Source organism: Mucilaginibacter mallensis (assembly GCF_900105165.1).
In the GTDB taxonomy this organism is placed as follows: Bacteria; Bacteroidota; Bacteroidia; order Sphingobacteriales; family Sphingobacteriaceae; genus Mucilaginibacter; species Mucilaginibacter mallensis.
This window is the reverse complement of the sequence record NZ_LT629740.1, coordinates 2,029,517-2,052,388: the sequence shown is the minus strand read 5'-3', so window position 1 is coordinate 2,052,388 and position 22,872 is coordinate 2,029,517. Positions and strand designations below refer to the sequence as shown.

Annotated in this window: 25 protein-coding genes and 1 pseudogene; 19 read left to right on the top strand and 7 right to left on the bottom strand. The window is 41.8% G+C overall.

Features of this window, described 5'->3' with window-relative positions; genetic code table 11:
* Nucleotides 1–24 precede the first annotated feature (24 nt).
* From BLU33_RS08375 to BLU33_RS25490, 3 genes and pseudogenes are all read right to left on the bottom strand, one after another.
* On the bottom strand, nt 25–1,140 hold the full coding sequence (locus tag BLU33_RS08375) for a FecR family protein (RefSeq protein WP_091371236.1): 1,116 nt from the start codon (nt 1,138–1,140) through the stop codon (nt 25–27).
* A 67-nt stretch (nt 1,141–1,207) separates the two neighbouring features.
* The gene (locus tag BLU33_RS08370; RefSeq protein ID WP_091371233.1) at nt 1,208–1,804 is read right to left on the bottom strand and encodes an RNA polymerase sigma factor; all 597 of its coding nucleotides are present in this window, start codon (nt 1,802–1,804) and stop codon (nt 1,208–1,210) included.
* Between the two features lie 335 nt (nt 1,805–2,139).
* Nucleotides 2,140–2,319 (bottom strand): annotated as a pseudogene (locus BLU33_RS25490) (tyrosine-type recombinase/integrase); the annotation flags it as partial.
* A gap of 234 nt (nt 2,320–2,553) precedes the next feature.
* On the opposite strand from BLU33_RS25490, the gene BLU33_RS25050 reads away from it, so the two are divergent.
* From BLU33_RS25050 to BLU33_RS08345, 5 genes are all read left to right on the top strand, one after another.
* Nucleotides 2,554–2,766, top strand: coding sequence for a hypothetical protein (locus tag BLU33_RS25050; protein WP_157682084.1), 213 nt, complete (start codon nt 2,554–2,556; stop codon nt 2,764–2,766).
* A gap of 31 nt (nt 2,767–2,797) precedes the next feature.
* On the top strand, nt 2,798–3,109 hold the full coding sequence (locus BLU33_RS08360; protein ID WP_091371230.1) for a hypothetical protein: 312 nt from the start codon (nt 2,798–2,800) through the stop codon (nt 3,107–3,109).
* 247 nt (nt 3,110–3,356) lie between these two features.
* A complete protein-coding gene (locus BLU33_RS08355; RefSeq protein WP_091371228.1) occupies nt 3,357–4,148 on the top strand; it encodes an alpha/beta hydrolase in 792 nt (263 codons plus the stop codon).
* Between the two features lie 153 nt (nt 4,149–4,301).
* Complete coding sequence (gene msrA, locus BLU33_RS08350) at nt 4,302–4,958, top strand: peptide-methionine (S)-S-oxide reductase MsrA (RefSeq protein ID WP_091371226.1); 657 nt, start codon at nt 4,302–4,304, stop codon at nt 4,956–4,958.
* A 186-nt stretch (nt 4,959–5,144) separates the two neighbouring features.
* Entirely contained in the window at nt 5,145–5,717 is a 573-nt protein-coding gene (locus BLU33_RS08345) for a Crp/Fnr family transcriptional regulator (protein ID WP_091371224.1), read from the top strand.
* A 154-nt stretch (nt 5,718–5,871) separates the two neighbouring features.
* Here BLU33_RS08345 and BLU33_RS08340 read toward each other — a convergent pair whose 3' ends face one another.
* Nucleotides 5,872–7,251, bottom strand: a complete 1,380-nt coding sequence (locus BLU33_RS08340; protein ID WP_091371223.1) for a sigma-54-dependent transcriptional regulator — start codon at nt 7,249–7,251, stop codon at nt 5,872–5,874.
* Entirely contained in the window at nt 7,248–9,542 is a 2,295-nt protein-coding gene (locus BLU33_RS08335; RefSeq protein WP_091371221.1) for a histidine kinase dimerization/phosphoacceptor domain -containing protein, read from the bottom strand. Before BLU33_RS08335 ends, BLU33_RS08340 begins: the two co-directional genes overlap by 4 nt.
* A gap of 701 nt (nt 9,543–10,243) precedes the next feature.
* On the opposite strand from BLU33_RS08335, the gene BLU33_RS08330 reads away from it, so the two are divergent.
* From BLU33_RS08330 to BLU33_RS08265, 14 genes are all read left to right on the top strand, one after another.
* The gene (locus tag BLU33_RS08330; protein ID WP_091371219.1) at nt 10,244–10,762 is read left to right on the top strand and encodes a YceI family protein; all 519 of its coding nucleotides are present in this window, start codon (nt 10,244–10,246) and stop codon (nt 10,760–10,762) included.
* A gap of 28 nt (nt 10,763–10,790) precedes the next feature.
* Nucleotides 10,791–11,012, top strand: a complete 222-nt coding sequence (locus tag BLU33_RS08325; RefSeq protein ID WP_073406142.1) for a tautomerase family protein — start codon at nt 10,791–10,793, stop codon at nt 11,010–11,012.
* A 1-nt stretch (nt 11,013) separates the two neighbouring features.
* Entirely contained in the window at nt 11,014–11,748 is a 735-nt protein-coding gene (locus tag BLU33_RS08320; protein WP_091371217.1) for an SDR family NAD(P)-dependent oxidoreductase, read from the top strand.
* Nucleotides 11,749–11,821: 73 nt separating this feature from the next.
* Nucleotides 11,822–12,202, top strand: coding sequence for a nuclear transport factor 2 family protein (locus tag BLU33_RS08315; RefSeq protein WP_197684583.1), 381 nt, complete (start codon nt 11,822–11,824; stop codon nt 12,200–12,202).
* Nucleotides 12,203–12,213: 11 nt separating this feature from the next.
* Nucleotides 12,214–13,299 carry an NAD(P)H-dependent flavin oxidoreductase gene (locus tag BLU33_RS08310; protein ID WP_091371216.1) on the top strand — a complete coding sequence of 362 codons (1,086 nt, stop codon included), beginning with the start codon at nt 12,214–12,216 and terminating at the stop codon, nt 13,297–13,299.
* 129 nt (nt 13,300–13,428) lie between these two features.
* Complete coding sequence (locus tag BLU33_RS08305) at nt 13,429–13,848, top strand: OsmC family protein (protein WP_091371214.1); 420 nt, start codon at nt 13,429–13,431, stop codon at nt 13,846–13,848.
* Between the two features lie 130 nt (nt 13,849–13,978).
* Nucleotides 13,979–14,818, top strand: coding sequence for an SDR family NAD(P)-dependent oxidoreductase (locus tag BLU33_RS08300; protein WP_091371212.1), 840 nt, complete (start codon nt 13,979–13,981; stop codon nt 14,816–14,818).
* 32 nt (nt 14,819–14,850) lie between these two features.
* Nucleotides 14,851–16,272 (top strand): MFS transporter, encoded by a 1,422-nt coding sequence (locus BLU33_RS08295; protein WP_091371210.1) that lies wholly within the window; start codon nt 14,851–14,853, stop codon nt 16,270–16,272.
* Between the two features lie 28 nt (nt 16,273–16,300).
* Nucleotides 16,301–16,720, top strand: coding sequence for a cupin domain-containing protein (locus tag BLU33_RS08290; RefSeq protein WP_091371208.1), 420 nt, complete (start codon nt 16,301–16,303; stop codon nt 16,718–16,720).
* Between the two features lie 48 nt (nt 16,721–16,768).
* Nucleotides 16,769–17,827 (top strand): alpha/beta fold hydrolase, encoded by a 1,059-nt coding sequence (locus BLU33_RS08285; RefSeq protein WP_091371206.1) that lies wholly within the window; start codon nt 16,769–16,771, stop codon nt 17,825–17,827.
* A gap of 82 nt (nt 17,828–17,909) precedes the next feature.
* Nucleotides 17,910–18,440: a hypothetical protein gene (locus tag BLU33_RS08280; protein WP_091371205.1), complete on the top strand. Its 531-nt coding sequence runs from the start codon at nt 17,910–17,912 to the stop codon at nt 18,438–18,440.
* A 30-nt stretch (nt 18,441–18,470) separates the two neighbouring features.
* Nucleotides 18,471–19,106 carry an isochorismatase family cysteine hydrolase gene (locus BLU33_RS08275; RefSeq protein WP_091371203.1) on the top strand — a complete coding sequence of 212 codons (636 nt, stop codon included), beginning with the start codon at nt 18,471–18,473 and terminating at the stop codon, nt 19,104–19,106.
* Between the two features lie 216 nt (nt 19,107–19,322).
* Nucleotides 19,323–20,015 (top strand): type 1 glutamine amidotransferase domain-containing protein, encoded by a 693-nt coding sequence (locus BLU33_RS08270; RefSeq protein ID WP_091371202.1) that lies wholly within the window; start codon nt 19,323–19,325, stop codon nt 20,013–20,015.
* 72 nt (nt 20,016–20,087) lie between these two features.
* Nucleotides 20,088–20,825: an SDR family oxidoreductase gene (locus BLU33_RS08265; RefSeq protein ID WP_091371201.1), complete on the top strand. Its 738-nt coding sequence runs from the start codon at nt 20,088–20,090 to the stop codon at nt 20,823–20,825.
* A 659-nt stretch (nt 20,826–21,484) separates the two neighbouring features.
* Here BLU33_RS08265 and BLU33_RS08260 read toward each other — a convergent pair.
* A complete protein-coding gene (locus tag BLU33_RS08260; protein WP_157682083.1) occupies nt 21,485–22,303 on the bottom strand; it encodes a L,D-transpeptidase scaffold domain-containing protein in 819 nt (272 codons plus the stop codon).
* Nucleotides 22,300–22,872, bottom strand: a complete 573-nt coding sequence (locus BLU33_RS08255) for a hypothetical protein (RefSeq protein ID WP_091371198.1) — start codon at nt 22,870–22,872, stop codon at nt 22,300–22,302. The genes BLU33_RS08260 and BLU33_RS08255 overlap by 4 nt, the downstream gene beginning before the upstream one ends.

Below are 22,872 nucleotides of genomic sequence, written 5' to 3'. Positions count from 1 at the left end.
TAATTTATTTATCTATTTGAACGATCACTCAGTTATGTGTACTGTATGTCCTTCAATTTTGAATTTGACGGCACCAGTCTGTTCAAATGCGTTAAGTACTTTGTTTATATTTCTTGATTTGGAAAACCCTCCACCCAAAAGGATATTTTTAGGATTGTAATCATAAATCACATTAATGTTATACCACCTTGCAAGTTGCCGCATGGCGGTATGCAATTCTTCATCATGGAAAATGAACCTGCCACTCATCCATGCAGTTTCAGCTTCGCTGTCGGCAGTTTGTATTTGGAATGACTGCTGAGTTACCAATGTGTGCTGGCCCGGTTGAAGGAGCTTTTCGGTGCCATTTGCAATTACTTTTGCTGAACCTTCAACAAGCGTTGTTTTTATAGTTGGTTCATCCCCGTAGCTATTGATATTAAATGCGGTGCCAATATCCTCGACTGTTTGATTTCCCGCTTTAACAGTAAATGGATTGCTGGCATTGTGCTTTACTTCAAAGTAAACTTCGCCAGTGATCTCAACATGACGTTTGGAACCAGTAAAAACAGTTGGAAAAGTGATGGAAGATTTAGAATTCAACCACACCTTAGTTCCATCCGGTAATACCAATGGGTATGGGGAGGCTTCGCCAACAGCCGTTGAAAGAGTATTATATTGTACTTCGGATTTTGAACCAGAATGGGTGTAAACAACTTCACTTGCGCTGTTTACATTAATTTGCGTGTTGCCTTGTTGGGCCAGTTTGCCTGAAAGGCCTTTTGACAATATGATTTTTTGACCGTTTGCCAGGGTAAGCGTAGCCTGATTGCGACCAGGCACAATTTCCTGAGATTGAATTTGAGCAATTCGTCTCGGCGGGCTCGGTTTATGAAGCATAAAATAGCTTCCTGCCGAAATCGCCAATAATATGGATGCGGCGGCAGCTATACGCGGCCAAAGTGTTCTGGTTTTAGCAGGGGCATAAACCACCGGCTCGTCATTTTCGGTGATGCCGGCTTCTTCATTCATCACCTCAGTTAAGTAAGCATCAAGTTTACCTTCATTAACTAATTTGATAAAAACTTCTAATTCTTCGTCTGTAGCAGTACGGTCGGTAAATCGCTGTACCAGTAATTTGTAGTAATACTCTTCTTCCATTATTTAAGGTTACAATGGATAAGACGACACTCACATAAGTGGAGGGTAGTGAAAATGAAAATAAATTCTATCGGATCAAAAATGCCGCTATTACTATAGCTAAGGAGACACCGAGTTCAAGCTCTACCGACGTTTTTAATACTTTCATGGCAAAAACCATGTGATTCTTTACTGCACTTTTGGATACACCTAATTCGTGGGCGACTTCTTCGTAAGTATGTCCTTCCTTACGGCATAGGCGGAAGATTTCGCGGGTTCTTCCCGGCAGTTTCGCCAGTTCCCTTTGTAAGAATGCAGTGTAATCTGCATCCAGCAAACGTTCATCTGTTGCCTTGCGCTGCATGACAAAATTTTTCACCACTTCACCTATTGCTTTTTCTGAACGCAGGGCCGCTTTCAGACTGTCAAGTGTATGATTTCTGGCGCTAACCAGCAAATAAGCTTTGAAAGATTCCACATGACTTAACTGCTGGCGGCTATTCCAAAGCTTGATAAATATCTCTTGGGTAAGGTCATCAGCTAATTCGGCAGAATGAACGAATTTATATACAAACTGATAAATATTCCGGTTATAACGCTCATAAAGGACAGTAAATGCCTCAACACGGCCCGAGATTAATTCGGGCAATATTTCCTCATCAGAAAGTGTACTAAGCGGGTTCATTATTGGTAAAACAAATTTACTGAAATAATGCGCCAAATTAAATAATCTATTGTGAACTAAATATTAACAGATTATTGCCATGCAGACAATCATTAATCGGTAGCCATAAAAAAAATTTTGATGACCGATGTTTAGCAATTTAAACTATCACTAAACATTTTCGGTCAATTGAACAAAAAAACTTGTTTAATTGCCAACCACTCGATTGAGCTACTTAGAAAAGATTAGGGCAAAATATGCTTTTTTAAAACTTGTGCGCCCACCTGGGTTCGAACCAGGGACCAAAAGATTATGAGTCTTCTGCTTTAATGTACATCTAAAACTACCGAGATGCTTTAAATTACTTCGTCGTCAAGTATCCTTTGAAGCGCCTGCATGTCTTTACTTACTTTTTCATCAATGACCTTTGCATAATGTTGGGTTGTTTTTATATTAAGGTGGCCGAGCATTTTACTAACGCTTTCGATGGGGACGCCATTGGTTAAAGTTATTGCTATCGCAAATGTATGACGGGCCTGGTTTTGCTCGGTTTCAAAATTGGTAATCCTTGTTGTCGATAACCTCCATATTTCATTTGAAAATTTGATAAGTAGCGAAATGAAGCGGGCAAGCTGCTGATGAATAATTTACAATTATTTCATAATCAATCATTTATATTTTGGCACAAGCTTGGTATAACAACGACGGGATGAGTCAATAAAGTATGATGATTCTGACCAATATATCAACTGTCAGCAAAATCAAAAACTATGGAAATCGTCTATGTAACTACTCATCTGGTGATGGCAATTTGTATTATAGGCATTTTGTATTCTTCTCCCATGCCTTATGAAACTATTAGTGCCCCTAAAAAACTATCATCCACGAAACGATTCTATACCCATGGGTTGAAATTGGTTGAAGTTGCGGCAACGACGGCTTACAGGATAGCGGTTAGCGTATTGATATCCTATTTAAGATAGCATCTAACTACTTTTTTACATAAATATAGAAATGAAAAGTAGCTATCATAGCAAAACCGATGCGATCATAGATCTCCAGGAAAGAGGCTATGACCATGATTTTATTTTAAACAATGAATGCCTCCATTGTGTTCAGCAAAGTCAATTGGTCTGTCCCGATGACTTCGAAGTAACGGAAGCCTACCGTTTTGACGGGAAAAAGAAGATGTGCGACAATTACGTTATTTACGCCATAAGATTATTAAATAATGATATAAAAGGAATTTTGATGACGCCATACAGCACATTGACAAAGGGATTATCTATTCACTTGTGGTCAAAGCTGGCTGCTTATCTCAAATAAAAATTAAATACTCCGGAACAGACATTAAAAAGCATATCCCACCGCTAAAAAGTGACCTACATCACATAAATGTTGCCTTTCGTTAAATGTGATGTAGGTCACATAGGTACGTGAATTTTACTGCGGTAATTTGTCGTGTAATTTAAAATAAAAAAACAACACTATGAAACGTACAGCAAAACCACATTAAAACGGCCATTTTTTACAAATAATTTAGTCCAATATTAATCCACAGAAAAACAAAAAAATGAAAACAAAATCCATTAAAAACAGCGCGTTAAACAAGTATCTAATCGCAGCATTCATTATTATCTGCAGCTTGCTTTTACGGGTTAGCCCGCTAGCAGCGCAAACTTCGCACATTAAAAACATCGTGATCGTACATGGCGCATTTCAGGATGGTTCCGGATGGAAGGCTGTTTACAACATACTTACAAAAAAGGGATATCATGTAACTATCGTTCAAAATCCGCTGACCTCGCTAAACGATGATGTTGATGCAACCAACCGTATACTGGATCAACAAGATGGACCGGTAGTGTTGGTAGGCCATTCATGGGCCGGTGTAGTAATTACCCAGGCAGGTTTACATCCCAGGGTTGCCTCATTAGTTTATGTAGCCGCTTTTGAGCCGGATAAAGGCGAAACCGCAAATTCATGGTCAGAGACTCAAGCAAAAGCACCTTCAATGCGTGTTATAGCAGATCCAAAAGGGGTTGTGTTTTTTGACAGAACAACCTTCCATGAAGGTTACTGCGCCGATCTTCCTAAGGCTTTGGCAGATTTCATGAACGCTTCACAGCAACCTATCGTTGGATCATGTTTTGGCACAACAGTAACCGAAGTAGCCTGGAAAAACAAGCCAAGTTACGGGATAGTGGCTACTGAAGATCATGCCATCAACCCAATGACAGAGCGTAATATGTACAAAAAAGCAAATACTAAAATCACCGAGATCAAAGGCAGCCATGCTGTGTTTATCTCGCAGCCTGAAGCAGTTGCAGCAGTGATCATCAAAGCATCTTATGCAAAGCACTAAAAAGCTGATACCCTAAGTAAATCAAACGCCCGATATCCCTTTACGGGATCGGGCATTGATTGTAGCGTGCTAATCAAGCTAATTCATTAGTTAATCAAAATCTCAAATAACCAAAATCAAATAGCTATTTGATTTTTAAAACAACATCTTCTTATGAAACGTTTTTTTTTATTTGGCGTCGGGATTTTATTATTTGCCGGTGTCGCCAATGCACAAACAGCAGGTGGTAGTAAAGATTTCACCCCATTGCCAAAACCTGCTCCGGAAGAAAAAGTAGCCACTTTTGGCGGAGGCTGTTTTTGGAGTATGAGCGAGGCCATGTCTGAGCTAAAGGGTGTAAACAGGGTAATATCGGGTTATGCTGGCGGAACAACTAAGAATCCGACTTATGACCAGGTAGCATCACTTACTACCGGGCACGCTGAATGCTCACTAGTTTATTACGATCCAAAGGTGATCAGTTTTGAGACGATAGCCCGTGCATTCTTTTTTGCGCATGATCCTACGGAGCTTAACCGACAGGGCCCTGATGTGGGTACCGACTATCGTTCGATAGCCTTTTACCGGACCCCCGATGAGAAAAGTATTATAATGGGATTAATCAAAGAGATTAATAACTCAAAGCATTACCCGAAACCAATAGTTACCCAAGTGGTGCCATTTACCATATTTTATGTGGCTGAGAATTATCATCAGGGATATTACTGGCTCAACCCAGGTTCAACTTACATCATGCAAGTCTCAAAGCCGAAAGTAATCAAATTCGAAAAGGTTATGAACGCGGAATTAAAACCGGAGTTTCAAAAATAATAATTAAAATGACTGTCGTTCCGCCTAACATTTAACGAAATGCTTTCAATTATCTCTTGTATTGTTGTTCATCCGCGTTGTGCCGCTTTCTCATGATGTTTTACTTATGGGAGATTTGCAGATATTTGAATAAATAAAGTGTCAAAGACTCTTCTCCATTTTTTTGCACTTAACTTAGTATATACAATGGAAGCCAAAGAAATCTTAAAAGTGCATGTCGCTAAACTAACTGCGTTAACTGATGAGCAGTTTGATTATTTCTTTTCGCATTTTAAAAAACAGCGTTTTGAAAAAGGACAGGCTATCATTACTGAAGGCGATACGGTAGACTGTGAATACTTCGTGATTTCCGGTTGTTTAAAATCCTTTTTTATTAATGATGATCTGAAAATGTACATCCTGCAGTTTGCTATGCCAACGTGGTGGGCGTCTGATTTTAATGCATTGTATAATCATACCAAGGCTACCATCAATTTAGATTGTATTACCGATGCCGAGGTACTTTGCATTACCAACGGCGACAGGGAAAAGCTATGCCATGAACTTCACAATGTGGAGCATTTTTTTAGATGGAGAACCAATAAAGGATATGTTGCAGCTCAAAAAAGACTGTTATCCTTTATGAATAACGATGCGAAACACAGATATGAAGAACTTTTAAAACTATATCCGGAGCTTTATAACATGGTTCCTAAAAGCCTGATAGCTGCATATTTGGGTGTTTCAAGAGAAACCCTTAGTCGGCTATACCATCCATGAGGCGCGGCGCGGCTCCCAAATAATTTTTCCTTTCAAATGTACTTATCTACTATCGGATTACTGTCGACTATTGTATTCAACTAAAGCGATTTCTTTGATGGCAGTAGTACGGGTATCCGGTTTACACATTAAATTCGGGGAGCTAGCGCTCTGATTAGTTGCCTTGATTCCTGGAGTACTTCTTTTCGATACCCAACTTTTTCATTCGCGAATTCAGTGTTGAAGGATTAAGTTCCAGCAGTTCCGCCGCCCCGCCCTGTCCGTATATTCTCCAGCTACACCGCTCAAGTGCAACCAAAATATGATCCCGTTCGTTTTCAGTCATACTTTTAATGAGTCCTTGTGGACTCAGTGTGGTACCTTTACTTTGACCGGGTAATTTTAGTGAATTAATAATGGGCCCGTTCGTTAGTAAAACACTTCTCGCCATCAAGTTTTCCAATTCCCTTATATTGCCAGGCCAGTCATAGTTGAGCATACTTTGTATTACAGGATCAGCTACACCTGTGATCATTTTATTTTCCTTACGGGCATAAATGTTCACAAAATGATTAGCTAACGATACGATATCATCTTTACGTTCACGTAAAGGAGGGAGTGTGATTGGGAAAATATTTATGCGATAATAAAGGTCGAGCCTAAACCTGCCCGCGACTATCTCCTCTTCCAGGTTTCGGTTGGTGGCTGCTATGATACGAACGTCGATTTTTTTTGTCCGGCCTCCTATAAGCTCCACTTCTTTTTCCTGCAATACTCTTAGTAACTTAACCTGTAGTTCCAGCGGCAGTTCTCCAATCTCGTCTAAAAAAACCGTCCCTTCATTTCCTTGTTCAAACTTCCCTATTCTTTTATCTGTCGCTCCGGTGAACGCGCCCTTTTCGTGACCGAATAGCTCCGATTCAATCAAGTTTGCAGGCAACGCAGCGCAGTTTACTGCTACAAATGGCTTTTGTTTTCGCGATGAGACGCGATGAATACTTTGTGCTATCAGTTCTTTTCCTGTGCCGCTTTCTCCTAATATCAGCACTGATATATCTGATGTGCCCACTATTTTAACATTATCCAATACATCACGCATGCATTCACTGGCCCCAATAATTTCTTTGAATTCGTTTCCTGCTAATGAGCTTGCTGAAGGTTTTGAATTGCTAATTGGTCCCTGATTTTGACGATGTAAATACCAGGCAACATCCAACATCACCAATACATCTTTTTCGCGAAAGGGTTTTACCAGGAAGCCATATGGCTTGGTGGCCTTGGCGGCATCAAGAATTTGTTTGTTTGAATTTGCAGATAAAAACACAAAAGCGATACTTTTATCCCGTAGCGTTTTAGCAAGATCGATCCCGGTTAAATTGCCCTTTAAATATATATCCAGCAATACCATATCTGGCTTCTCATCTTCAATAATTTTTAATCCTTCGCTTACTGAACGGGCAATTGTACAAACCACGTAACCTGCTTTCCGAAGGATTATCCTCAGGTTATTAGCCTCAACAAACTGGTCCTCAACAATGAGTATCCTGATATTCATACATATATCTCCTTTGTTTGGGTTGATTTCAAAAAGCTATCCGGATCATTTAGGGCATCAGGTTTAAAAATAATGGTAATTTTGGTTCCATTGTCGATTTCAAAGCTAATATCAGCATCAATATCTTTACTTAGGCCTTTCATTAACTCCAGACCTAATGAGTCTGATTCTTCCCCACAAACAATTTGAGCCATTCCAATACCGTTATCCGCCAGTTCCAATTCTATTTGTTCTCCATTATCAACCATAGAAATTGAAATTTCACCTTTACAGTTACCCGGAAAAGCGTATTTGATTGAATTGGTTACCGCTTCATTCATGATCAGTCCCAATGGGATAGCGTGTGACAGGCTAAGATTTATCGGATCGATCTTCAGTTTGAATTCGATTTGATTTAAGGTATCGAAGCTCTCTTCCAGCGATTGAACTAACCCACGGATGTATTCCGACATATCAATTGTTTTAATATCATCAGACTGATACAATTTTTGATGTATCAAAGACATGGCATAAATACGGTGCCGGCTGTTTTCTATGGCTTTTAAAGCATCGTTTTCAAGATAAGCCGCCTGCGATTCTAATAAACAGATTACCGTGTGCAGATTGTTTTTTACGCGATGGTGAACTTCTTTCAGTAGCCATTCCTTTTCGGTGAGTAAATGCTGCAGCAACTTGTTTTTATGGGTTATCGATTCGTTGCTCTTTTGCTTTATCCGGTATTGGCGATACAATAGTACTACAATTACAATCAGCATCGAAACGCCAACAAGCGTAAAATCTCTCATCAAATTGGCCTTTTGAAGATTACCTTGTTCAAGCTCGTTACTTTTTTTTAACAACTCATTTTTTTGGTTTAATATTTTAATCTCCGCTATTTTTTTATCGGTTTCGTATTGAACCTCTAACTGCTTAAGCTGCTTGCTTTTGGTTTCGGTAAATAACGAGTCCTTTATCTTGGCATACTTTACATGATAATAAAGTGCCGCCTTGTAATTTCCCATAGCGGAATCAAGTTTAAACCATCGCCCGTAAGATTTTGAAATCAGTGTCGGCGAGTTAGCGTACTTCTTTTTGATGATGGCCTCGTTTTTAAGCAAATACGAGCTTGCTAAGCTATATTGCTTAGTTGCTGTAAAATATTCTATCAAAATATCATTAACCTCAACCAAATCGGCAAAATCATTCGAATGCAGCGAAATTATTTTCAAAAGCTTGTCGGCATACGTTTTAGCCTGTGGGTATAATTTCAGCCTAGTATAAAGGGAACAATAGATGGAGGGAATGTGCGCAATATAAGCAGGGATTTCCGTTTCGAGATATTTCGGATCGACACTTTTTAAAAGCGCGAGCGCTTCGTTGTATTTGTGCAGCCCCTGATAGGTCATAGCTATATTTGAAGTTATCAGTACGACACTTGCACGATCATTATACCTTTCGGCTATTTGCAAGGCGTTTTTAAAATACCCTATAGCCTTTTCCCGTTCGTTCAATTTATCTAATATTACAGCTACCACATTATTAATCTCACAAAGCTGCATGGTACTGTCTTTTACACTTTCGGCTGTTTTTAACGCCTCAAGGCCATATGTCAAAGCATTCCCGAAATTGCCGGTCATGCCATACAGACCTGAATATATAATATAAACACCCTGGATCTGTTTGTAATGAATTGATTGATAAGCCTGGAGAGAAAGCTGGATACTTTTCAATCCCTTGGTATATTCTTGTTGCGTTGAGTAAAGATCGGCCAGGGATTTATAGGCATAAGCCTTTAATTCCACATGGTTTGATTGCTCCAGCACCTTTACGGATTCCTCCCCGAGGCGTACTTTCTCCGGGAGTTGTTTGGAGTCGCTATAATCATAATATTGGGCCATCTCTAAATAAGCGAGGCCCAAATGATACTTATCCGTTGTGTTCTTTAAAAGGGTGATAGCTATTTTGGCATTTTTTTTTCCATCATTCCTTTTACCTCTTTCCCGGTCAAGCATCGATTGTACTAAAGCGATGTACCCATTAATCCCCTGTGATTTTATTTTAGCATTAATAACCTTAGCCTGACCTATAAATACTTCAGCACTGTCGAGATCGGCCCTATGTTCCCCCGTTTTTAAAACGTTATACGCCGCCAACCTTAGTAGCCGGTCTATTTTTATGTTATCATCACTTTTTCGATATACTGATTTTAACAGCTCTTTTGCTTCCTGCGGAGAAATATTGTGCGTTATATCCTGTGCACAAACAATATTGATCATGAATAGTAACAGTGTGGTGAAAACAAATATTTTCATAGCTCTTCAGCATTAATTTAATGATTAACTTAACTCCTCTGCCTTCTACATGTGTTTAAGATTAAGCGAAAGCTGACTTTCGACCGTTGGGCTTATCGGCATTGGAGCCGGAAAAATATTGTGCAAATCCGTTTGCTAAAAACAGCATAAATGTCAAAAATAATACGGAAGAGATACAATAAGGCTTAAAACAATATCGCTTCTTTTTGTTTCGTTTCTCTTCCATATGATAAATTTAAACAGCAGGCATTGAGAATAAATTTGATTTTCGATATAAATTTATGATGTTTTCGTTAGAATTAATAACGTTATTTTCTCATCCCGATATATCAAGATTGATTTCCATGGTTTCATGATATATCAAGGTTTTAAGCAATGGCAAAACAATATAAGTCACTGATAACAAGAAGCTTATTTGTGGCATGAAAATGGGTTGGCCATAACAGAAATAATTAAAAATTAGCTTATTAAGCACTATAAATTTCACCCTGCTCACGATGGATGACGTAAAAAAACTATTAGTCCAGGATGTGCGGGAAATGGTAGCATTATGTATGTTCAAGAAATACATACCTCACCACACAATGTCTAAATGTGACCTACATCACATAAATCAGGCCCGTAATTCAAATGTGATGTAGGTCACACAGTCACCCGAAAAATGCTACCGTACTTTGTTATATAATTAAAAAAGATAAAAAATGAAAACTCAAAAATTTGAAATCGTAAGTACCCAAAGCAATATTGATTGGGTAGGCAAAAAAGTAACCGGCGCCCACAATGGCACTATAGCTGTTAAAGAAGGTGAAATTGTTTTGAATGACGGTAAACTTACCGGCGGTAAATTCATTATCGATACTGGATCTATCAAAATACTGGATGTAACCGATCCTGCAACAAACGCACAATTCGCCGGTCACCTCGCTTCTGATGATTTCTTCTCTATTGAAAAATATCCGGAAGCAATATTAGAAATCACCTCCGTTTCGGGCAACCATGTTGAAGGTAACCTGACCATCAAAGGCATTACCCATCCTGTTGGTTTTGACGCTGCAATCAATGTAAACAGCGATGTATTGACTGCAACCGGCAAACTGTTAATTGACCGTACCAAGTATGAAATGAAATTCCGTTCAGGTAATTTCTTTAAAGATTTGGGCGATACCCTAATCTATAATGATTTTGAACTGAATGTAAGCGTAACTGCTAAGGCTGCCTAAAAGCAGTTTTAGCATAAAAATTAAAGCCATGCCATACGTTAAAATAGAAGTAACCCGTGAAGGAGTTACAAGAGAACAAAAGCAGAAATTGATTAAAGGGGTAACCGACCTGCTCAGCGATGTATTAAATAAAGACCCTCAATTGACCTTCGTAGTGATCCAGGAATATGATCTGGACGACTGGGGCCATGCCGGCGAACAGGTATCAGTGCTGAGGGAAAAAGGTATAACTGCTGAAAGAAAAAAATAAAATGAAAAAGCAAACAATAATAGTCACCGGTGCTTCGTCGGGCATCGGCAAAGAAGTAGCCCGACACTTTTTAGCCAATGGCGACAATGTAGTGATCAATTCATCAACTGCTGAAAAATTAGAGCAAGTTTACCAGGAACTGGGCGCAGGCGAAAACCTGGCGATGGTAGCCGGCGATATAAGCGATAAAAGAACTGGCGAGCAACTTTTAGCAACTGCCTTGGAAAGATTTGGTTCGGCAGATGTGCTGGTAAACAATGCCGGTATTTTTGAAACCAAACCATTCCTTGATGTGGACGAAGCTTACCTTGACCGCTTTCTAAATACAAACCTGAAGGGCACTTACTTCACCACACAGGCCATTATTCCTCAAATGCTGAAGCAGCATGATGGCGTAGTGATCAATATTGGAACTCCCTTGGTGAATCACGGTCTTGGCGGAGTGCCCATTACTGCACAAATGGCATCAAAGGGTGCAATACATGCACTTACTATACAGCTGGCAGCTGAGTTTGGTAAAGATAACATCAGGGTGAATACAATCGCGCCCGGCACCATCCGCACCCCAATGCATGGTGATAAAGCCGATCAAACCGCAGGCTTACATTTACTGAACCGTGTTGGCGAAGTGGAAGATATTGCAGAAATGGTTTTTACCGTTGCAAAGAGTAACTTTATTAACGGCGCCATTATCAATGTAGATGGAGGTTTGGGAGCCGGGCATAACCTTAATTAATTTGAAAACACTTTTATTGACCGCTTTTTTGACCTGCACATTGCTGGTATTAAAAGCACAAAATTTAAAGAAAATGGAAAACAATCAACAAGATTCCTTAGCAATCTCACAAGGATTGGAAAATTATTATTTCAAAGAGATATACGAAGGAGATGTAACTGTGTTGGGCAGCATCTTTAATGCCGACACCTTATTGTTCGGTGATGTAAAGGGACAGCCTTATGCCAAAACCCTTGATCAGTATCTTGACGGCGTTGCCCACCGTCAAAGTCCAAAAGATTCAGGCAAACCTTTTAAAGGAACGATTATTTCTATTGATGTGGTTAACTCCATAGCTGTTGCCAAAGTACATGTCAAAATGTACGAGTTTAATTATGATGAGTTTCTTTCTTTTCATAAGATCAATAGCCGCTGGGTGATCGTTACTAAAATGCTCACCGATGTGACCGAGTAAATTTTAGCACTATGTGGTATCAAACAAAAGCATCTGAAATACTGGGTATACAATACCCCATCCTCCAGGGACCCTTCGGCGGAAATCTTTCATCGATCCGATTGGTTGCGATAGTATCAAATGCTGGAGGGCTTGGGGGCTACGGCGCTTATACATTAAGTCCACAGGAAATCATTGAGGTAGATAAGCAGATCAAATTGGCAACCAACAAGCCCTACAATATTAATTTGTGGGTTTCAGATACAGATGCTGTGGATGGCACAGTTTCAGACGATCTGTTTAAAAAAGCGCAGGAGTTATTCAAGCCTTATTTTGATGAGCTTGGAATAGACTTACCTGGAAAACCGGCATCGTTCAAGTCCCGCTTTGAAAATCAGGTCGAAGTGATCCTGCACCAGCGGCCACCTGTTTTCAGCTTTATGTTTGGTATTCCATCTGCCGATATCCTCGAACAATGCCGCAGACTTGGAATTGTTACCGTAGGTGCCGCAACCACCCTTGACGAAGCCATAGCGCTGGAATCAGCCGGAGTTGACCTGATTATCGCTTCTGGTTTTGAAGCAGGCGGGCATCGCCCGTCATTTCTTGCGCCAGCAGAATCATCTACGACCGGAACATTTGTATTGCTTCAACTGATAAAAGAAAAGGTAAAGACACCAGTTATAGCTGCCGGTGGTATCGCTAACGGTAAAGGTGTTGCTGCAGCCCTGGCACTTGGTGCAGATGCAGCGCAAATTGGTACTGCCTTCCTGGCAACCGATGAATCTAATGCCACAGCCATACATAAACAAATGTTGTTTTCGGATGCAGGTAAGTACACGTCACTATCGCGGGCATTTACCGGAAGATTGGGCAGAGGAATTACCAGTCGCATTGCAAAGGACCTGATACACAAAGAAAAAGCTTTTCTACCCTTTCCATTGCAAACACAGTTTATGTCGCACATAAGGAAAGCAGCTATAGAACAGGAAAAATGGGATATGATCTTATTCTGGGGCGGGCAGATAGCGCCGATATTAAAACATACCAAAGCCGCTGAACTGATGAGGTCTATACTTGAAGAAACAACGGCATACTTTGACCATTTAAAAACCTGAGACAGCGAAAAGGCAATCAATACTATAAACCCCAAGGAACTACTATTACGAACACGCAGCATCTATTGATTGTGTGCCGGATAACTATAATCTAGAATCATAAATTTTCAACCCTATAAAACAAACAAAATGAAACGTACAGCAAAAGCACATTGGAATGGTAACCTTAAAGACGGCAAAGGAGAAATATCTTCTCAAAGTACCATCCTTAACCAAACACCCTATTCGTTTAAAACACGATTCGAATCGGGTATCGGCACCAATCCCGAAGAATTGATAGCCTCGGCACACGCAGGCTGTTTTACCATGTCAGTAAGTGCGACGCTTGAGCGTGCAGGCTTTATAGCCAACGACCTGAACACCGAAGCCACCCTTGATTTGGATATGGTTAACCTTATGGTTACCGGCATTCATTTGGATTTGAAAGCATCATTAATCGACGGTGTATCTGCCGAAGCTTTTCAGGAAATTGCCGAAGGCGCTAAAGCCAATTGTATTGTATCCAAAGCGCTGAGTGTGCCTATTACTTTAAGTGTTACCTACCAATAGCGAGGGAGGTTTAATACTTTTTGGCCATTTTTTATCCAGGTAGTTGCAATTGCAACTACCTGGATAAAAAATGGCGGGGGGCGGAAATGATACAGGGTCTCTGAATAAAATACTATAAAAACACAATATCATGAATACTTCAAAAGTATGGTATGTAACAGGGGCCTCCCAGGGATTGGGACTTACGCTTGTAAAAAAATTGCTTGACCACGGCTATCGTGTTGCGGCAACTTCACGCGATGCACGTACCCTGAGCCAGGCGGTCGGCTTGATAGACAAGGACCGTTTTCTTCCGCTTGCTGTCGATTTAAATAACCTGGATTGTATTGATGAATCCATACAGCAAACCCTTGCAGCCTTCGGGCGGATTGACGTAGTGGTTAACAACGCGGGCTATGGAATGGCCGGAACAGTGGAAGAAATAACCCAACAGGATATCAGGAACATTTTTAATGTTAACGTGCTTGCAACCGTAAATGTGGTTAGGGGGATCCTGCCGGTGATGCGCAGCCAGCGATCAGGTTACATTATAAATATGGGTTCGGTGGCCGGTTTTGTGGGTGCTCCGGGATGGGCCGTTTATTCGGCTACCAAAGCCGCGGTAGCCGCTTTTTCCGAAGTGATCTCGCTTGATGTCAAGGAATTTGGAATTAAGGTTACCGTAGTTGAACCATCCGGGTTCAGAACAGGGTTTTTAACCAAAGATTCTCTGGCATATACCGAAAGTAAAATTGACGGCTACCAGGCTGTTAAGGATACGCAGGAACGGTACCTCGCAGCCAATGGCAAACAACCAGGCGACCCGGACAAAGCTTCAGAAATATTGATAGAACTGGCCGAAAGTGAACAACCGCCGCTTCACCTTTACCTGGGGCAGGATGCTTACAACCGGGCCTCAGATAAATTAAAAGCAATGACAGTCGAGCTGGAACAATGGAAAGAAACCACCATTGAGGCAGATTTTAAATAATGTTTGCCGCCAAATAACAAACAAAAGTTACCATGGAAAAATTAAAAGCCTCGCGGTGGTTTGCATTGCTAATCGTGCTCGCAGCGCCATTCCTTTCGTTGATGGATATATTTATCGTCAACATAGCAATACCTGCCATAAGAAAAGGATTGCATTCAAGTGATGCAGAGCTTCAGATCGTTATTGCCGGCTACCTGTTGGGTTATGCTTCTTTTATGATAACAGGTGGCCGGGCAGGCGATCATTTCGGCCGGAAGAAAATATTCCTGTGGGGGATGGCGGTTTTTACCCTTGCATCTTGCTGGTGCGGTTTATCCCGCTCGGCGTTCGAACTAAATACTGCAAGATTTTTGCAAGGCGGGAGCGCGTCGTTTATGGTTCCGCAGACGATTTCTTATATACAATTACTCTTTACCGAACCTAAAGACCGGGCAAAAGCCATCGGCACGTTCGGACTAATACTGGGCCTGGCCAGTATGTTGGGACAATTCTTAGGCGGCTTTTTTACATACTACCATTTTGCAATTGCCGGATGGAGGCTTATCTTTTTTATTAATCTGCCAATTGGTATCGCAGCCATGATCGCAGCCTGGTTTTTCATTGAAGAAATCCCGCTTCATATAGGGGCAAAATTCGATCTTTCGGGCTCGGTGATTCTTTCGCTTGCTTTGTTTGCGCTGATCATCCCCATCATCCAGGGGCGCGAACTGGGCTGGCCTTTATGGTGTGTTTTAGGCCTGATACTTTCATTTGTGTTATTTGCCTGGTTTATCGTCGACCAGAATAAAAAACTAAAAGAGAAGAAGGAGCCGCTGGTTGATCTGAATTTATTTAAGATCAGAGACCTCAACATCGGGTTGTTGTGTGTGCTTTTTTGTTACATGGTTTATAATTCCTATTTGCTTATCAGCACACTGGTGTTGCAGAACGGTTATCATTTCAACGCACTGTTGACGGGATGTATGTTCGTCATGTTCGGGGTCGGCTTTTCTTTCTCTTCATTTTTTGCTATGCGGTTAGTAACCAAAATCGGCAAAACGGTATTACAGGCAGGAACCATAGTGATGATGATTTCCCTGGGCCTACAGATTTTTATGTTTTCAGGTAGTATCATCGCTCCGCAGATCGTGTTTTTACTGGTACTATTACACGGTATGAGCGCCGGATGGGTAATGCCGCCTATCATGAATGTGACGCTCAGGAGTGTTCCGCACCATTTCGCTGGTGCTGCTTCGGGCCTTTATGCTACTGTTCAGCAAGCGTCCGGAGCTTTGGGCGTCAGTATTATTGGCGGCGTTTTCTTCAATAAACTATCAGCAAACAAGTCCTCACCAGATTACCATGTCGCGTTCAGGAACGGAGCGGGTTTGGAACTCTTGATGCTCGGGATCATGTTTGTCCTTCTTTTGTTCATCCCATCCGGCAAAACGTCCGGCCATTATATAACAGAATAATTTTTAATAACAGTAAACAACGATAGCAATGAAAAACAACAAACGTACCCTTGCCGGTGCAATGATCTTCGGTATTACGTGGGCCCTTATCCTGCTTACTTCCCCAGGCTCTGCCCAAGCGCAGCAGCCGGGCACCAAGCGCACCGAACTACAGCGGCACGATCTCAGTATTCCAGGACGCGAGGCCGTCCAGGTGCGCATCGATTTCGAACCGGGAGCGGTGGCACCTAAGCACACACATCCGGGCGAAGAGGTTATCTATGTCCTCGAAGGTTTGCTGGAGTACAAGGTCGGTGAAGAACTGCCGAAGACCCTCAAGGCAGGCGATGTCTTATTTATCCCGGCTGGAGTGATTCATTCAGCGAAGAATGTCGGTAGTGTCAAGGGGAGTGAGCTCGCAACGTATGTCGTCGAAAAAGGGAAGCCGTTAGTCACGCTGGTCAATTGAGCACTTATTGAAATCGTGAATCCGAAATACTGAAAAAAAATCAAGCATATGTCAGAACAACCACAATATAACCGCCGCCGCTTTTTAAGTGCGGCCGCCGTTACTATCGCAGCTGGGCCGCTCTTCATGATCGGTTCAGCAGATGCAAAGCCTAACAAGATCAGACCAGCAGATGGTCTCTCATTTAAATTGAGTATGAACAATTCATTCGGCACGATAAAACAGATCAATGCCGGCGTTTTGAATGTTGGATATGCGGAAGCCGGATCTTCCAATGGCCCTCCGGTAATTCTTCTGCACGGCTGGCCTTATGATATATACAGCTTTGTAGATGTTACCCCTTTGCTGGTCGCAAAGGGGTACCGGGTAATCGTACCCTATCTGCGCGGTTTTGGAACAACCCGTTTTCTTGCAGATGAAACAATCAGGAATGGGCAGCCTGCTGCGATTGCACTCGATATCATCGCTTTGATGGATGCACTTAAGATAGAAAAGGCCATCCTCGCCGGGTTCGATTGGGGCGCACGCACGGCAGATATCATCGCTGCGCTCTGGCCTGAACGTTGCAAGGCACTTGTCGCTGTCAGCGGCTACCTGATCGGTAGTCAGGCAGCCGGAAAAATACCGCTACCGCCATCGGTTGAATTTCAATGGTGGTACCAGTTCTACTTCGCGACCGAACGTGGCGAGGCTGGCTATGGCAAATACCGCCATGATTTCAACAAGCTGATCTGGCGGCTCGCATCGCCGAAATGGAACTTTGACGATGCCATCTTCGATCGCTCGGCCGCAGCATTCGACAACCCAGACCACGTCGCCATTGTTATCCACAATTATCGCTGGCGACAAGGCCTTGCGCAGGGGGAATCGAAATACGACCACCTGGAAGAGCGACTCGCCAAAGGCCCGGTTATCACCGTGCCCACGATTACCCTTGAGGGTGATGCCAATGGCGCACCGCACCCGCAGCCTGCGGCCTATGCGAGCAAGTTTTCGGGCAAGTATGCGAACAGAATCATCAGTGGAGGAGTCGGACATAACCTGCCACAGGAAGCACCGCAGGCATTTGCCGATGCCATCATCGAGGCGGATGGCTATTCAAAATGAACCAAATTTCAATTAAATAAAGTATCTCGAAGAACAATTAAAGTCCTAAATGCCAGCGCACTGAAATTAAAATATAATTATTATGGAAAATGAAAAAATAATTATTGATTCAAGCTTTTCGGCTATGATCAACGCACCAATTGAAAAGATCAACATCCCGGATTGGTGCTTCACACTCTCTGATCAAGAATACCAGTCGTGCTCACCAGCTCATGTTGCAGCAGGTTTTACAACATCGCCCGAAGGCAAGCGAATGTCTATAAATGTAGAGGTACTTGGTGGCAGCCCAATGGTTCAGCATTATGTAGAACAACTGGCTGAACCGACATACCTGATCCTGGAATCAATTTCAGATGTATTCACGCCTACCGGTCGTGTCAATATCTATGTTCATTGGGAACTCAGTGTAAAAAAGATCGATGATAATACTTGCGAATTTACAAACAGGGTAATTTCAAGACCTACTGAAGGGCTTATCAAGGCTCTTGAAAAACAAGGCATCCCTTTTGAGCTATTTAAAACCCAGCGCCAGCCAGTATCGATCTATCACAATCAAACGGAAACGCCACTGTTCGCAAAAAGCATCGAACGACACGCTTTAGAGAAAAATTAGCAGCGTTTTTATTTGATAAAACAGACAAAAATGAAAGTGCAAACCTATCAGCGAGAGAGAACAGCGTTGCTGTTTATCGATCCCTATAACGACTTCCTGTCGGACGGCGGAAAAGTATGGCCGAGGGTAAGAGAAATTGCCGAGGCGAATAATTTATTAGATAATCTTCGGACAATTGTTAAGTCAATTCGCCGGGCAGGCATCCGGATATTTATCGTTCCTCATAAAAGGTGGGAACCAAAAGACTACCAATACTGGAAATATCCCAACCCGACCCAAGTGGGCCTCATGGACAGGCATACCTTTGAAAAGGGTACCTGGGGCGGAGACTGGCATCCTGATTTTGCTCCACAGGAAGGTGATATCGTAGTGAAAGAACACTGGGCCCAAAGTGGTTTTGCGAATACCGACCTGGACATGCTACTCAAACAGCAGGGTATCACACACGTAATTGCCGTTGGGCTGTTGGCCAACACCTGCGTGGAAAGCACCTGCCGTTTTGCAATGGAACTCGGATATCATGTAACCCTGGTCAAGGATGCAACAGCGGCCTTTACACCCGCAATGATGCACGCTGCACATGTACTAAACGGGCCTACGTATGCACACGCTATTACAACTACCGGGGAGCTTATTGAAGAGTTGCCAGGTTCCCCGGAACCCTGAATATTAACTCATTTTATGGTGTAAATGATCGCTCGTGCAAACTATTTTAAGCCGAATAATAGCAGAATATAAAAAACACTTATAACAAACAGGTTAAGAAATACTTAAAAATCAAAATAATGAAAAATGTAAAAACAGCGAAATATCGCCCGGTCAGCAGGTAGCCCTGGTGCAAAATTTAAATACAATAATGCGTCAAACTAAAAATGTAAAATTATGAAAATCAACAAAATTCTATTCGTTGTTACATCTCATGATGAGTTGGGTAACACCGGCAAAAAAACAGGCTTATGGATTGAGGAATTCGCCGCCCCTTATTATAAGTTTCATGATCTTGGAAAGGAAATTGTTATAGCATCGCCCAAAGGCGGGCAGGCACCGATTGACCCAAAGAGCGACCTGCCGGAAAATAAAACTGAAGCTACCATGAGATATTACAGTGATAAGGAGACTCAGGACAAGTTAAGCAATACGGTATTGTTGAGCGCCGTTTCGGAAAGCGACTTTGATACGATCTTCTATCCGGGCGGCCATGGTCCGATGTGGGATCTCCCTGATGATAAGGATTCCATTAGGCTTATTGAAGCATTTTATAATAATGGAAAACCCGTTACGTTGGTGTGCCATGCTCCAGTGGCTTTAAAAAATGTAAAGACTCCTGACGGCGAATGGCTGATTAAGGAGAAAAGGGTAACTGCTTTTGCCAATACAGAAGAAGAGACCGCGCAACTGACACATGTGGTACCTTTCCTATTGGAAGATATGCTGAAGGAAAGGGGCGCGAATTTTGAAAAAGGAGAAGACTGGAGGCCTTTTGTAACCCGCGAAGGCCTGTTGATCACAGGCCAAAACCCCGCCTCATCCGTTTTGGCTGCCGATACCTTACTTGATTATTCAGAAAGGTTGTAAGCGTATCTTTTTGATTGAATTGCATAATTATGAAATTTTAAAATCGATGACCTTTATATAAAACACTTAACCATGGAAAATATTAAAGATAAAGTAGTTATAATCACAGGAGCAAGCAGTGGTATCGGTGCAGAGACCGCCCGTAAGTTAAGCGCGCTCGGTGCAAAAGTTGTTTTGGCCGCCAGAAGAGAGGACCAGCTGAAATCCCTGGTATCGGAACTGGGTGAAAATGCCATGTATGTCGTAACTGATGTGACCAAAAGCGCCGACTTGAACCACCTCGTTCAACAGGCTATCAATAAATTCGGGCACATTGACGCATTGTTCAATAACGCAGGCATCATGCCGCTCTCATTTTTCGATGAGGGCAAAATCGATGAATGGGACAGGATGATCGATATCAATATCAAAGGTGTGTTATACGGTATCAATGCGGTGCTTCCGCATATGCTAGAAAGAGGCCAGGGCCATATTTTGTCAACCTCCTCCATTGCTGGAATCAAAACAACACCCGGTATCGGAGTTTATTCGGCAACCAAATTTGCAGTACGGGCTATCATGGAAACGTTGCGCGAAGAAGTAGCCAAGACGATTAAAGTGACGACCATTTATCCGGGTGCCACACGATCGGAGTTAGGGCATGATATCACGAGTCCCAAAATCAAGGCCGCCTTTTTCAACTCAAGTGCTCCCCCTTCACCCAAGATGGATGAGTCGGCTATCGCCAACGCTGTAATCTATGCGATCAGTCAGTCGGGTAACACGAATGTGAACGAGATCGTGCTCAGGCCCCTCGGTCAAACGAGGTAAACCTATTCTTAATAACAATTATTTAGTAAAACAAGTTGGCATTTTTGCAGCTTGTTTTGGTGGGGTTTAGAATCCGGGTTCCATAGGCCTTTGGCATTTCGATGACGGTCTTTGTGGTGTTAATGGCTAACTTCTTTAAGTTCAGTATGGTCATTTGGTTGTTTCGCATCTTCGCGATTGCCATACTTGTCTTAGCGATCTTAAATGGCAAGCCCAAAACCGGCAATAATCTTTAGTAGCTTATTAAACCTGACGAGGCCAAATAATTAAGTTATTGGCCTTTGTTCAATAATTATTATTTAGTTGGTTCAAACCCTGTCTCAGGACAATATCTATTCTCCCGAGGTTGGGCTCGAACCTCTTTAGAAATTAGCTAATTCTCTTAGTTGGTTTAACAAAGAGTTCGAAAAGTGTATCGTCGGGAGCACTTAAGGAAATGGACTTAATTGGACATTTCCTTTTTTTATAAGTGCAATCATCTAATTAATAGACAGATAAGACCTGTTTTTAATCACAGAATTAGGGTTCGAACTTTTTCTCACACTCTATTTAAAATAGGAAAAGTGGTTTTAAATCATTTAAACTCAGATTTAGGTGTCCAAATCTCGTTACGGTGTTGTATGAGCCTATGTGACCCTGTTTTTCAAGTCTAACTACTATTACAATTTCGAAGAAATTGTTTTATTCAAATTAAACAATTTGTTTTGCTTTTGACTTTCGTTATATAATAGTGCTTCTAATTGCTTGTCCTGATGATAAACATCGGGATAATTGATTACTATACCTTCCCTTACAACTAGTGTAAGATGCACTCTTTTACCGGTGGTGCTTATCCATCGTAAACGTTCCATATTAATTGCCATTTTACGAATCAATCCTTGTGGTATTACATAACAATCGCCACTGCGCTGGCCCACTAAAAGCCGCATGTGATCCTGCAGATCAACATATAGTTTAGCATTGGGCTGTACCTCATCAATACAGGTTAAAAAAGCATTGCTTTGTAATGCGAGTAATAATACGGCATCGGCTTTAAACAGGGTCGAAGCATCAATTCTTGTTTCGGTGTAAACCGGGTTAAGTTTACCGTAGTGGAGATCATTTATCAAACGGATTATTGCATCGGTTAGCAATATATCATATGTTGCTTTTTTCCTATCACTGCCGTTTTCAATAAGCCTATGTAGGGTTGGATATAGTAACAGATCCGCGTGATAGTCGTCGTGATTCAACCCATATTGTTTTATGCAATCCAATAATAGCATGGCATCCCAGGCATGTGTTTTTACTGTATCCGGCGCTATCCAAGCCAGTTTATTGCCATTTTGCTGATAAAAGCGTTCAACTAAATGCGGGTAATATAAAATGGCATGCTGCCTTTTTATGGATAAAGCAATTACATTTTGGGCCTTTAATTGAAATGGCATAAGCAAAACAATAAGCAACGATAGACTAAACAACTTTTTTACAGGGTTCATATCGCTTTCATTTTAAGTTGAAATTGAACACATAACAAGTCCTGGGTTTTTATGATCCCCCCGAGTTTCCGCGGAGGAACTAAATTAAAATCTGAAAAGTCCAGGTCCCTTGACCCGAGTAAATGGATCACCTTGGCTGAATCTGCCGAAATTTCATAGTTGATCAAATACAACTTCTTTACCCCTGCTATTTCAATCTCCACTTGCCCGGTAATAGATATTGGCTTATTGGAAAGCTGCGGTAATCCGCTTAATGATAAAAAGCGGATATGGAGCCTCGGATATTTTTTAGCCTGCAAAGTTTTCTGCAGGTCATGTGTCATCATGGCTTTATGGCAATCAAAGCTGAGTACAGCCGGGTTAATGCTACCGGACAACACAACTCCTTTTTCACTTTTCCAAACCGTTAACGTATCTGATTGGTCGCAGTTGGGGATATCGCAGGAGAACTTATCAATATTAGTGCTCCCGTTTACACTCAGGCTGCTGTTTTCGCTGATGAGCCATTTGGTTTGAGCGCTTGCAGTAAGACTCATCAGCAGCAATCCGATAATTATTTTACAGGTCAT